This is a genomic window from Ruegeria sp. BA2 (genome assembly GCF_056539605.1).
In genome coordinates this window covers 150,810-163,424 of sequence record NZ_JBQFVE010000006.1, presented here as the reverse complement: position 1 = coordinate 163,424, position 12,615 = coordinate 150,810, and the positions used below count along the sequence as shown (strand labels likewise).

The following is a 12,615-nucleotide window of genomic DNA, read 5'->3' as shown; positions in this document are numbered from 1 at the left end:
GCGCCGCAGGTGGCAATAACAAGGCGGAACCAGACAAATGCGCGATTGGCAATTGATTAAAAGGTCAATATCCGGCTTTCGGTGATCACCATGTCCAGCGGTTGATCCGTCGGCTCCAGCGGCAGATGCTCAGCTTCCTGCGCGTCGAAGGCAAAGCCAATGGCAAGCGTCGGGCGTTTTACGCGCAAGCCTTCTAGGGTGCGGTCATAGAAACCGCCGCCATAGCCTAATCGTCCGCCTTTCGCATCATACGCCACCAAGGGAACGATCAGTATTTCAGGATCAAAATAGTCGTCGACTTCCGGCACTTTCGCACCAAAGGGCCCGTCTTTCAGCACACCTTCCGGCGTCCAGCGCGAAAAGCGCAATGGCTGGCCTGCGGCTTGAATGACGGGCACTCCTACAGGCCCATAAGCCGCCGCCTCAGCCATAGCGGGCAGCGGGTCAATCTCGGTGCGGATCGGCATGTAGCCGGACGTAGGAACACCGCGATGTCCTGCCAGAACTTCTGACAAACGACCTGCTGCCCCCGGAATGCGCGCATCAAACGCTGCGCTACGGCGCGCGAAGGCAGCCTTGCGTGCAGCGGCTTTGAGTTCAGTCAGATCGGTTGTTTCGTTCACAATAGCACCACGCTGGCGAGCCCTAGAAAGATGAAGAAGCCCATGACGTCTGTTGTTGTAGTCACGAAGGTTCCTGATGCCAGTGCCGGGTCAACGCCCAGACGATCCAGCACCACGGGTACTACCGTACCTGCAAAGCCTGCGATGATCATGTTCACGACCAGCGCCGATCCGATCACGACACCCAGCAGTGGAGAATCAAACCACATCATCCCAACGGTTCCCAAAACGACGGCAAAACACATCCCATTGAGCATTCCCACAAGCAGTTCGCGCCGGATCACACGCCCCACGTTCGAGCCGGTCAAGTCGCGCGTGGCCAAGGCCCGCACAGCGACCGTCAGTGACTGCGTTCCGGCGTTGCCCCCCATCGACGCCACGATCGGCATCAGGATCGCCAAGGCAACCAACTGATCAATCGCGGCCTCGAACTGCGAAATGACGAGGGAACCACAGATCGCGGCAATCAAGTTAACGCCCAGCCACGGCAAGCGCCGCCTGCTGGTCGCCGCCACGCTATCGGACAGAGAGCTTTCGTCTGAGACACCCGCAAGGCGCAACATGTCCTCCTCGTATTCTTCGTCCAGAACCACCATCGCATCATCGATGGTGATTACGCCGACCAACCGCCCATCTGCATCAACAACCGGGGCCGAGATCAGGTGATACTGGTTGAACGCATAGGCCACGTCCTCTTCGTCCTGTTCGACGGGGATGGTGTGGAAATCTTCCTCGGCGATGTCGTGCAGCGGCACTTCGCGGCGGGTCGCCATCAGCTTGCCCAGCGTGACCTGAGCGACAGGTTTCAATCGCGGATCGACCAGAATCAGGTGATAGAACTGCTCCGGCAGATCATCATTGGCGCGCATGAAATCGATGGCCTGCCCAACCGTCCAATGCTCGGGCGCCATGACAACTTCGCGCTGCATAAGGCGACCGGCCGAGTTTTCGGGGTATGACAACGCCTGTTCGGCCGCGACCCGCTCGGAATCCTCCAGCGCATCAAGGATGGTTTCCTGCTGTGGTTCTTCGAGGTCTTCCAGAAGGTCAACGACATCGTCGCTTTCCATATCTCGAACGGCTTCGGCCAGGACGTCCGGTTTCAGGACGTTGATCACCTCTTCCCGGACGGATTCATCCAGTTCAGACAGGATATCCCCGTCAAATTCCTTGTCGTACAACCGGATTAGGCGGGCGCGGTCATATGGGTTGATCTGTTCCAGAAGGTCAGCGATATCGGCCGCATGCAGCGGCTCCATCAGCTCAATCAGCTTGGCGCGATCTTCGACATCAACCGCATAAAGGATCGCCGCTACGGTTCGCCGATCCAGCGCATAGACGTCCTCTTCCCGGGGCTGGTCAGGTCTGGCTTCGTCATTCCCTGTCGTCATGCGCTGCCCCTATTGCTCGTGGATTGCTTCTAGATAGAAGAAGCAGCTACCGGAAAACAATGACAATGCTCCAATTTACCCACATCTTTCGCGCCCCTATGCTGGTTGACGGCCCCAAACAGGCGGAGAACAAGACAAATGGCGCAAAAGACGCTTCTGAAGGGACGCGTGCTCAGCTTCACCGGCTCACCGTTCGAAGGTGAACCCACGGATGCGACCAAAACTCACGAAGCGGTGCTGATCGAAGACGGTCGTGTCGTCGCGTTAGGATCGGCGTCCGACCTATCTGACGAGCATCCCGACGCCCGCATTCAGGACTATGGCAATCATCTGATCATGGCCGGGTTTGTTGATCCGCACGTTCACTATCCGCAGACGGCGATGATCGCGAGTTGGGGCAAACGGCTGATTGATTGGCTGAACAGCTACACGTTCCCCGAAGAGATGAAGTTCGCAGACCCGAACTATGCTTCGGAAATCGCAAACAGATATCTGGATCTGACTGCAGCCCACGGCACGACGACCATGTGTAGTTTTTGCACCATTCACCCCGAAAGTGTTGATGCCTTTTTTACTGCTGCACAGACACGAGGACAAAGGGTTGTTGCAGGCAAAACCTGTATGGACAGAAATGCGCCTGAAGGCCTGCGCGACACCGCTCAAACCGGGTACGACCAATCCAAAGCGCTGCTTGAAAAATGGCACGGCGTTGATCGGATTTCCTACGCCATCACGCCGCGGTTTTCACCCACCTCAACTCCCGAGCAGTTGGAAGCGATGGGTGCACTTTGGGCCGAGCATCCCGAGTGTTTGATGCAGACCCATCTCAGCGAACAGACTGACGAAATCGAATGGGTCCGTTCCCTTTACCCTGACGCGCGCGATTACCTGGATACGTATGAGCAGTTTGGTTTGTTGGGTGGGAATGGCCTCTATGGTCACGTAATTCATCTGGAAGATCGCGAACGTGATCGCCTGCGCGAAATGGATGCTGCGCTGATCCACTGTCCAACGTCGAACACTTTTATCGGCTCGGGCCTGTTTGACATGAATGGCCTGATCCACGAAGGGCATCGGGTGGGTCTTGCAACCGACACTGGTGGCGGTTCCAGCTTTTCGATGCTGCGCACCATGGCCGCGGCTTATGAGATCGGTCAATTGCGAGGCCGCCCGTTGCATCCGTCGCAATTGCTTTGGCTCGGAACGGTCGGATCATCTCGTACGCTGCGGATGGATGATCGCATCGGCAATATCGCCGTGGGAATGGAGGCCGATCTGGTCGTCTTGGATTTGGCCTCGACTCCAGCCATCGCCCAGCGCGAAGCGCACGCTGATGATCTTTGGGAGGCGGTATTCCCGACCATCATGATGGGCGATGATCGGGCTGTGGTCGATGTATGGATCGGAGGACGATCCGTTTTGGGCTGACCTGAAAGGGCCGACGGCCCATGCCTTCGGCGAGGATATTTGAAGCCAGATGAAGGTGAACCCAGTTACTCGGCCAAAGCGCGCGCGAGACGGTTTTGGGTCTCTATAGCCTTAGGCAAGTCGATTGTGGCGATCTGGCCATCGCGGACGATTTGACGCCCTTCAATAAACAGGTGTTTCACGCGCGTTGGTCCCGCAAGCAACAGCGCAGCCGGATCCCAGCTGCCTGCACTTTCGATACCACGCACGTCCCAGATAGCAATGTCGGCGCGTTTGCCGGGCATAAGGCGCCCGCAATCGGGACGGTTCAGCACGTCAGCCCCTCCGCGGGTTGCAATCTCGAGCGCTTCACGGGCCGACATCGCATCAGCACCGTTTGCGACCCGTTGCAGCAACATGGACTGACGCGCCTCGGCCACCAGATTGCTGCTGTCATTGCTGGCAGAGCCATCAACGCCAAGACCAACGGGTACACCGTTATCGCGCATTGCGCGTACAGGAGCGATGCCCGACCCAAGGCGACAATTCGAACAGGGGCAATGGGCCACGCCCGTTCGACTGCGCGCGAACAGATCAATTTCTGCGCCATCTAGCTTGACGCAATGCGCATGCCAAACATCCGAGCCAGTCCAGCCCAGTTCTTCGGCATATTGGCCGGGTCGGCATCCAAATTTCTCTTCGGAATAAGCGATATCTTCGTCGTTTTCGGCCAAATGCGTATGCAGCATCACGCCTTTTTCACGTGCCAACATGGCTGCCTCGCGCATCAGGTCGCGGCTGACCGAGAACGGTGAACAGGGTGCCAGCCCGACGCGGCACATTGATCCGTCAGACGGGTCGTTAAAGGCGTCAACCACGCGGATCATATCGTCCAGAATGGCCTGCTCGGCTTCGACAAGCGCATCAGGGGGCAAGCCCCCGTCACTTTCACCAATACTCATCGCCCCACGTGTGGGATGGAAACGTAAACCCAGCTCAGACGCTGCATGAATCGTATTTTCCAGCCGGGCGCCATTGGGAAAAAGGTAGAGGTGGTCAGAACTTAGCGTGCAACCAGACAGCGCCAGCTCTGCCAGTCCAATTTGGGCCGAGATAAACATCTCGTCGGGCCCAAAACGTGCCCAGATGGGATAAAGCGTTCGCAACCATCCAAACAGCAGCGCATCCTGCCCACCGGGCACAGCGCGCGTCAGAGTTTGATAAAGGTGATGATGGGTGTTTACCAATCCGGGTGTCACGACACAGCCGGAGGCATCATGGATTTCTCCTTGGCTGGTCAGGCCATGGCCAATCTTTGCAATCTTTCCATCGCGAACCAGAAGGTCAGCGCCTGCAAGCTCTTGCCGCGCATCGTCCATGGTGATGATTACGTCGGCGTTACGGATCAGAATTTCGGTCATTTTGTACACTCCCGCATTCAGCCCGTCTCATGCGTAGAGTGTTTGGCTGGTGGAAAACGGGCGCAAGAACCAGCCGGGATCAGTGTAGTGCCGCAGAAGACCTGCGGCAACCGGTTTAGTATTCTTTCAGGATTTCCAGAGCAGCAGCGTGAACATCCGCATTGGCCGCCGCAAGTGCCCGCCCGCCATCATGTGCCGGATTACCCTGCCAATCTGTCACGACACCGCCAGCGGCTTTGATTACCGCGATTGGAGCCTGGATGTCGTAGGCATTCAATCCTGCCTCAACGACCAAATCGATCTGCCCGGCCGCGAGCAGGGCATAGGCATAACAATCCATCCCATAGCGCGTCAGCTTCGCGTTCTGAGCGACGGCCTTGAAAGCTGCAGCCTCTACCTCGCTGCCAACTTCGGGAAAGGTGGTAAAGATGATTGCCTCGTCTATTGTCCGAGTATCACGGGTTCCAAGCGCTGACCGGCCCAACGGGCCTTCGACATAGGCCTGATCCTTATCCCCAACAAATCGCTCACCGATGTAGGGCTGATCAATAACGCCAAGCTTAGGCCCGGTATCGTCGCTCAGCGCAATCAGGACACCCCATGTGGGCGTGCCGCTGATAAATCCGCGCGTGCCGTCAATTGGGTCCAACACCCAAACCCGTCCGCTTGTGCCAGAGTTCTTGCCGAACTCCTCACCCAGAATCCCATCTTCTGGGCGATGTTTAGCCAGCACCGCACGCATGGCTTGTTCAGCTTGACGGTCCGCAGCAGTGACCGGATCGAAACCGGACGCCAACTTGTTGTCAGTTTTTAGATTCGACTGTCGGAAAAATGGAAGAATGGCCGCACGCGCCGCGTCGGCCATTTCTTCTGCAATCTCTAGATCACTTAGCGGGGTGTTTTGCATGGCTTTCCCGTGCGCCCGACGCCCCGCGAAGTCAAGTGATTGTATCAGGCGACGTCGCTTAACACGCGGGCCAATTCAAACAGACGACGACGCTGGTTTTCAGGTATCGCATAGTATGAACGAACGAGGTCAAGCGCTTCTTTGTCCCCCATCAAATCCGCAGGAACCGATTTCTTGTCCGAAGCCGATTTCTGAGTCTCTTCAAGTCCATCGAAGAAGAAGCTGACGGGAACATCCAATGCCTCGGCAATGTCCCACAAGCGCGACGCGCTTATCCGGTTGGCCCCTGTTTCGTATTTTTGAATTTGTTGAAACTTGATACCAACTTGCTGCGCTAACTGCTGCTGAGTCATGCCAATCAGCCAGCGGCGATGCCGGACGCGTTTGCCCACATGGACATCGACGTGATGGGTCATTGGTAGTCTCCTTTACACAAACACCTGTCCGGGAAACCGCGACAGCAGCCATAACCGCTGAGTTAGCGGGTCGCTGCTTAAGAACTCCCTAATCCGGAACGTGCCCCCCGAACAGCACCATAGCGTAATATTGCCGCAATTAGATTTTTTTTCAAGTTGGTTGAATCAAGGAATTCGCACAGTGGTTTGTGGTTGTGTCGTGAATGTGAAACCTCAGGGTTTCCCATTTGGAAACAGTTCCACGTCACGCCATGCGAGACTTCAGCGATTCTGATGATTGGAATTGACAATTCTCATCACCACGCAACCTATGGCAAAAAACAATGGAGACCGGTGATGCAGGCATTTCGTATAGAGACCAAAGGAACTCCAGCGCGGCTGTGCGACACGCCAGCAGCACCTGTGGGGGACAACCAGGTCCGCGTTGAAATCCGTGCCTGCGGCCTGAACTTCGCAGACCTTTTGATGCAAAAGGGTACATATCAAGACACCCCCGAACCCCCATTTACGCTGGGCATGGAGATTGCGGGGATTGTTACCGAATTTGGAAACAATGTGATGAATCTGAAGCTGGGCGATCGCGTTGCGGTCTATTCCGGTCAAGGCGGGTTAGCCGAATCGGGGGTCTTTGATGCAGACCGGGCGATCCAAGTACCTGATTCCATGAGTTTCGAAGACGCCGCGGCAATCCAGATCGCTTATGGCACCAGCCATATCGCTCTGGAACACCGCGCCCGATTACAGCCCGGCGAGACACTGCTTGTTACCGGCGCGGCGGGCGGTGTCGGTCTAACAGCCGTGGAGATCGGAAAGCTGATGGGCGCCACAGTGATCGCGCAAGCGAGGGGGCGAGATAAGCTGGCAGTGGCACAGAAGGCCGGAGCGGACCACCTGATCGATGCGGACGAAGACCTGCGTGAGCAAGTCCGCGCATTGGGCGGAGCTGATGTGGTTTACGATGCAATCGGCGGTGATGTTTTCAAAGCCGCCTTCCGTGCCACCAATCCAGAAGGTCGCTTGCTACCTATTGGATTTGCCGGAGGAGAAGTCCCCCAGATTCCCGCCAACCATCTGCTGGTTAAGAACCTGACCGTAATCGGCGTGTATATCGGCGGGTATCTGAATTTCCGGCCCGAGGTTGTACGTGACAGCTTCACCACCCTGTTCCGTTGGCATTCAGAGGGACGGATCAAACCGCACATCAGCCACATCCTGCCTTTGCAAGACGTGGCTGAGGGCTTGCGGTTGCTCCGCGATCGCAAATCAACGGGCAAAGTGGTGATCCGTATCAACTCGCCACTTTAAGCGGATGTGCGGTCGGGTGATTAAAGTTCTGACGCAACAAATTCGCAAGCTCTGCCACGTATTCTTCGCGTACCCGTTCAGCACCGTAGAGGTTGATGAACTGGACAGGTAAATCAGGCAACACACCTGCATGATCGATAAGTTCCTGATGGCCAGGCTGGGTGCCTTCCAACAGCACGCCCACAGCCAAATCCGCGCTGACGGTGGCTTCGACAGTGCGATCAGAATCGCTGTCGATGCTCATATCCCATTCGATCCCCACATCATCTAACGCGGTGGTAGCAACAGGTCGGAAAATACAGTTCCGGCAGAATCCCAGACGCAAAGGCTTTTGCCGCCAGGCTGACCCATTTAGGGCACCAACCCAACGCAACGGCATTTGATGCAGGGTTTCCGCCCCCTCGCCTGCCCCCGATTCCGTCGTCAGAATAAGATCGAATGCTCCGCGCGCGAATTCTTCCTTCAGTTGACGTGTGTTCGACGTCACCAGATTCACGCTAACCCGAGGGAAACTGGCATTGAACCGTTTCAAGACCCGCGGAATGAAAGGATGAACCACATCATGCGGCACGCCCAGTACAACTTCACCTTCAAACGCCTGATCTGTCAGCCGACCTATCACCTCGTCATTCAATGCAATCATCCGACGCGCATAAGCCAGCAACTGTTCTCCTGACGCAGTGAGGGCAATGGTGCGGCCAGATCGATCCAGCAGTTCCAGCCCCAAAAGCTCTTCCAGCCGTTTGAGCTGCATCGAAACTGCAGACTGTGTGAGGTGAAGGAATCCGGCAGCACGCGTCACGCCACCATGATCGGCAACCGCTATGAATGAGCGCAAAGTTGTGATGTCCAGATTTCGCATCTTCAATATCCTTTATGAGTCACGTCATAAACATTCATTTCCAAAATATGTCAGACTGCCCCATATAGATCAAGGAATTTGATTGAAGCGCAGTGTTTCATCAAGCAACCAGGAAAGGGCAAACGTTATGACCCATATAGCCATCTCAACCCCACGTCGCATCAAACGCAAAGCATTTGGGACCAGGATACTTGACCTGCTTAGCCTCGCACGACAGCGTCGCACATTGGCGCAGCTTGATGATCGTGCGCTGGATGACATCGGGATTTCACGCTCAGATGCGCAAACCGAGGCTGCACGTCCGATCTGGGATGCACCGGAAAACTGGCACAAGCATCTGTATTAAATAAAAAATACTGGCGGTTTGGTGAATTTGACACCTAAGCCGCCAGTTTTTTGGCACCAGTCGGGAAAATTACTGACAGTTTTGCTGAGTTTCGGTCGTAAAACCCTTGAAACGAGGGCCACACTCTCCGATATTTACCGGGAAACCGGTCCGCAACCGTGGGCTGCGAACAGAATATTGAAGGGAGACCCTTAAATGGCACAATTCGACACGATCCGGACGGCGTCCGGCGCGCGCGCTGCCGAGATTGACGAGGGCCTGCGCGCCCATATGAACAAAGTCTACGGCACAATGTCCGTAGGTATGCTGATCACATTTGCTGTGGCATGGGCTGTCGGGTCCAGCCCGCAACTGCTTTCGATCTTCCGCGATCCGGTCACGCTCAGCCCGAACATTCTGGGTTGGATTGTGATGTTTGCACCTCTGGCGATGGTGTTTGGCTTTGGCGCGGCAATCAACCGCTTGTCTGCAGCCGGTGCGCAGCTGTTCTTTTACGCGTTTGCGGCCGTCATGGGCCTATCGCTAAGCTGGATTTTCGTGGCCTTCACCGGCATCTCGATCGCGCAAGTATTTCTGGTGACTTCGATCGCCTTCGCGGGCTTGTCGCTTTATGGTTATGTAACCAAGAAAGACCTGTCTGGCATGGGCACCTTCCTTATGATGGGCGTGATTGGCCTGATCGTTGCGATGGTGATCAACATCTTCCTGCAGTCGCCTGCAATCATGTTCGCAGTGTCGATTCTGGGTGTGCTGATCTTTGCTGGCCTGACCGCCTATGACACGCAGAAGATCAAGACGACCTACCTGCAGATGGCCCATGCGGGCGATCAGGAGTGGCTGGGCAAAGCGGCCATCATGGGCGCGTTGAACCTGTATCTGGACTTCATCAACATGTTCATGTTCCTGCTGCAACTTCTGGGGAACCGGGAATAAAGCCAACCCTTAATTGATCGATATTGCCTCGCTTGGCCCTGCGCTAAGCGGGGCTTTTTTATGCGAGCAATTCATTTCAGAAGGTCTTGCATCGGTTCATTCGCAATTCTTATTGAACGCAGCCGCTAACAAGTATTGGCAGCTCAGGCAAAGTGTGTGGGCGCAAGCTGAGTTCGCATGACCTCTATCAAGCAATCAAAGCCAAGCCCTGCACTCGGTCAGATACATTTTTGAAGCAAGAAGCAACATTTGCCCTTTGCGTTTCTGATGGGCGCAGCGAGGCACGGCTAACAAGATTGAGCACCAGAATTCGCCCGAATCCAAAGGCACACTGGCTGTTTGTTAGCCTCCTACGACAAGCGTGGGGTTCACGAACTGCCTAGTTCTGATGCGGCAAGCATCAAGAAAGTTCATTTTTTAATTGCCGAAACCGGTTTCGGAGCGAACAAATGGACACATGATGGCGAATCCCATTCCCCAGCGGCCACAATCAAGGCCTCGGCACCTTTCCGGCCCCGGAAGGGTGAAACTGGATGAATTGGCCGAGCATCTGGGGCTTTCGAAAAGCACCGTGTCACGGGCTTTGAACGGGTATTCCGACATTTCGGAAGCCACACGAAAGCGGGTCGAGGTCACTGCGCGTAAGATGGGCTATCGCCCTCTCAGCCATGCCCAAGCGATTCGAACCGGGCGGGTGCGTGCCATCGCAATGGTGATCAACAGCGAAGAACCAGATGGGCACAACCCCTTTCTTCAGGACTTTCTTGCGGGCGCCTGTGAAGCCGCAAGCGCATCCGACTGGACTTTGACCATTTCCACTGCGCGGTCCGAAGAAGACATGCTGAACGTGCTAGGGCGGCTTGTCGAAGAACACAAAGCCGATGGGTTCATCCTACCTCGGACCGAAGTCGACGACGCACGCGTAAAGTACCTTGAACAGCTCAAGGTTCCATTCATCATGTTTGGGCGCACTCGATATGGGCAGCCCGCCGCGCAGGATAATAACTCCTGGTTCGACATCTCGGGTGAAACGGCCATTCGCAATGCGTTCGAGCGCCTCGTCGAATTCGGCCATACACGCATCGGCTATGTCGGCAGCGATCCAAAATTCAACTACAGCCATTTACGCCGTGACGGCTATTTCGAAGGCCTCAAAGCTGCGGGTCTGACATTTGATGCCGAATTGATCCGTGAAGGCGCCCGTACGCGCGAAGAAGGTACTGTTGAGGCGCGTGCGCTTTTGAGCTTGAAACGCCCACCGACGGCAATCATTTTTGCGACCGATCTGGCCGCACTCGGGTGTTATCCCGTCTGTGCCGATTTGGGTCTTGAGATTGGAAAAGATGTATCAATTCTGGGATATGACGGCATACCCGAATGCCAATATGTCAGCCCCGGACTGACGACATTCAGTGTGGATTCCCAGCGCGCCGGTGAGCGCCTTGCGACCATGCTGATCCGCCAGGCGCGTGGAGAATCGTCCGCGGACCTGCGCGAACTTGGTGACGCCGTGTTGATTGCACGTGACTCCGACGGGCCTCCTCGGCTGACACCCGAGGAACTGGCTCAAAAAATCAATCTGTTCAACGATCATAAACGGGGAGGAAACCCATAATGAATCTTAAGACAAATGCATCGCGACTGATGCTTGGAACATCGCTTGCGCTAATTGTGACAGCGGTGTCAGCTCAGGCGGATACGATCCGTTTCTGGACCACAGAAGAACAGCCCGAGCGGCTGGCCAAGCAACAGGAAATGGCCGACCAGTTCAAGGCTGAGACTGGTACCACAGTCGAAGTGATCCCGGTCACTGAAAGCGATCTGGGCACACGCGCCACAGCCGCGTTTGCTGCCGGGGACCTCCCGGATGTAGTTTATCATCCGTTGCAATACGCCCTACCCTGGGCCGAAGCGGGCATTCTGGACACGGAAGCCGCAACCGAGGTGATCGAAGAGCTGGGTGCTGACACTTTCGCCCCCGGCGCGCTTGGCATGGCAGCGTTCAATGGAGAAACCGCATCGGTGCCGGTTGATGGCTGGACCCAAATGGTCATCTATCGCAAGGACCTGTTCGACGATGCAGGTCTTGAAGCCCCGAACTCGTTCGACAGTGTCGTTGCCGCGCTGGACAAGCTGCACAATCCGCCAGAGATGTACGGATTTGTTGCCGCCACCAAGGTGGACGAAAACTTTATGAGCCAGGTACTGGAACATGTGTTCCTCGCCAATGGAGTATCACCTGTCGGCGCGGATGGTTTCCAACCGCTTGATGAAGCCAAAACCACCGAGGTTCTGGACTTCTACAAAGCGATCTCAAAAGCCTCGCCTCCGGGTGAGCTGTTCTGGAAGCAATCGCGTGAGCTGTATTTCGATGGCAAAGCCGCGATGATTATCTGGTCGCCCTTCATTCTGGACGAATTGGCAGGCCTGCGCGACAGCGCCCCGCCGACCATCAATGATGATCCTACCTCGCGCGATCTGGCCTCCAAAACCGGCATCGTTACGAACTTCTCTGGCCCGTCTAACCCTGATGGCGCGGCTTGGGGCGACTTTCGTTACTTTGGCATCACCAACGACGCCGACACTGACGCGGCGATGGAGTTCGTGAAATTCGCCATGGACGACGGCTATACTCAAACACTGGCCATCGCACCCGAGGGCAAGTTCCCGGTCCGTCGCGGTAATGCTGACAACCCGACCGCGTTCTCGGAAGCTTGGGCAGAGCTGCCCGTTGGTGTGGACCGCAAAGCCCCGTTGGGCGAGCTGTATGATCAGGCGATGATCGATGAGATCGTCGGCGGTCTGGACGTGGCGCAGCGCTGGGGCGTTGCTGAAGGCCAGCTGGCTTTGGCGTCCAAAATGATCAACAGCCAGGCCATCAACCGGGTCGTGCGCCAATATATCGACGATGAAATCGATGCCGCCGCTGCAGTGGCCGCAATGAACGACGAGCTCGCGAAGGTTCAGTAACCTTGTGACACATGCAGCGGCGATTGCGCCGCTG

At 56.0% G+C, this 12,615-nt stretch carries 12 protein-coding genes; 6 read left to right on the top strand and 6 right to left on the bottom strand.

Translation table 11 applies throughout. From position 1 onward, the window contains the following. Positions 1 to 56: 56 nt before the first annotated feature. Together ACR0NN_RS14750 and mgtE are read right to left on the bottom strand one after the other, a co-directional pair. On the bottom strand, positions 57 to 623 hold the full coding sequence (locus ACR0NN_RS14750) for a 5-formyltetrahydrofolate cyclo-ligase (RefSeq protein ID WP_480684961.1): 567 nt from the start codon (positions 621 to 623) through the stop codon (positions 57 to 59). Continuing rightward, the gene (gene mgtE / locus ACR0NN_RS14745) at positions 620 to 2,014 is read right to left on the bottom strand and encodes a magnesium transporter (RefSeq protein WP_170723548.1); all 1,395 of its coding nucleotides are present in this window, start codon (positions 2,012 to 2,014) and stop codon (positions 620 to 622) included. The genes ACR0NN_RS14750 and mgtE overlap by 4 nt, the downstream gene beginning before the upstream one ends. A 138-nt stretch (positions 2,015 to 2,152) precedes the next feature. Here mgtE and guaD point away from each other — a divergent pair, with 138 nt between their 5' ends. Further along, positions 2,153 to 3,442, top strand: coding sequence for a guanine deaminase (gene guaD / locus ACR0NN_RS14740; RefSeq protein ID WP_170723549.1), 1,290 nt, complete (start codon positions 2,153 to 2,155; stop codon positions 3,440 to 3,442). Positions 3,443 to 3,507: 65 nt separating this feature from the next. Here guaD and ACR0NN_RS14735 read toward each other — a convergent pair whose 3' ends face one another. The 3 genes from ACR0NN_RS14735 to ACR0NN_RS14725 form a co-directional block, all read right to left on the bottom strand. Beyond that, a complete protein-coding gene (locus ACR0NN_RS14735; protein ID WP_170723550.1) occupies positions 3,508 to 4,842 on the bottom strand; it encodes an 8-oxoguanine deaminase in 1,335 nt (444 codons plus the stop codon). A gap of 115 nt (positions 4,843 to 4,957) precedes the next feature. After that, complete coding sequence (gene hisN, locus ACR0NN_RS14730; RefSeq protein WP_170723551.1) at positions 4,958 to 5,749, bottom strand: histidinol-phosphatase; 792 nt, start codon at positions 5,747 to 5,749, stop codon at positions 4,958 to 4,960. A gap of 44 nt (positions 5,750 to 5,793) precedes the next feature. Further along, positions 5,794 to 6,165, bottom strand: a complete 372-nt coding sequence (locus tag ACR0NN_RS14725) for a helix-turn-helix domain-containing protein (RefSeq protein ID WP_170723552.1) — start codon at positions 6,163 to 6,165, stop codon at positions 5,794 to 5,796. A gap of 336 nt (positions 6,166 to 6,501) precedes the next feature. On the opposite strand from ACR0NN_RS14725, the gene ACR0NN_RS14720 reads away from it, so the two are divergent. Then, on the top strand, positions 6,502 to 7,470 hold the full coding sequence (locus ACR0NN_RS14720) for an NADPH:quinone oxidoreductase family protein (RefSeq protein WP_170723553.1): 969 nt from the start codon (positions 6,502 to 6,504) through the stop codon (positions 7,468 to 7,470). Here ACR0NN_RS14720 and ACR0NN_RS14715 read toward each other — a convergent pair. Further along, positions 7,454 to 8,332 (bottom strand): LysR family transcriptional regulator, encoded by an 879-nt coding sequence (locus ACR0NN_RS14715; RefSeq protein ID WP_170723554.1) that lies wholly within the window; start codon positions 8,330 to 8,332, stop codon positions 7,454 to 7,456. The genes ACR0NN_RS14720 and ACR0NN_RS14715 overlap by 17 nt on opposite strands. Positions 8,333 to 8,459: 127 nt before the next feature. Here ACR0NN_RS14715 and ACR0NN_RS14710 point away from each other — a divergent pair, with 127 nt between their 5' ends. The 4 genes from ACR0NN_RS14710 to ACR0NN_RS14695 all read left to right on the top strand — a co-directional run bounded on the left by ACR0NN_RS14710 (position 8,460) and on the right by ACR0NN_RS14695 (position 12,581). Further along, positions 8,460 to 8,678: a YjiS-like domain-containing protein gene (locus ACR0NN_RS14710; RefSeq protein ID WP_170723555.1), complete on the top strand. Its 219-nt coding sequence runs from the start codon at positions 8,460 to 8,462 to the stop codon at positions 8,676 to 8,678. A gap of 195 nt (positions 8,679 to 8,873) precedes the next feature. Further along, complete coding sequence (locus ACR0NN_RS14705) at positions 8,874 to 9,611, top strand: Bax inhibitor-1/YccA family protein (protein ID WP_170588520.1); 738 nt, start codon at positions 8,874 to 8,876, stop codon at positions 9,609 to 9,611. A 523-nt stretch (positions 9,612 to 10,134) separates the two neighbouring features. Further along, entirely contained in the window at positions 10,135 to 11,226 is a 1,092-nt protein-coding gene (locus ACR0NN_RS14700; protein ID WP_480684956.1) for a LacI family DNA-binding transcriptional regulator, read from the top strand. A 29-nt stretch (positions 11,227 to 11,255) separates the two neighbouring features. Then, positions 11,256 to 12,581, top strand: coding sequence for an ABC transporter substrate-binding protein (locus tag ACR0NN_RS14695; protein ID WP_480685007.1), 1,326 nt, complete (start codon positions 11,256 to 11,258; stop codon positions 12,579 to 12,581). Positions 12,582 to 12,615: the final 34 nt, after the last annotated feature.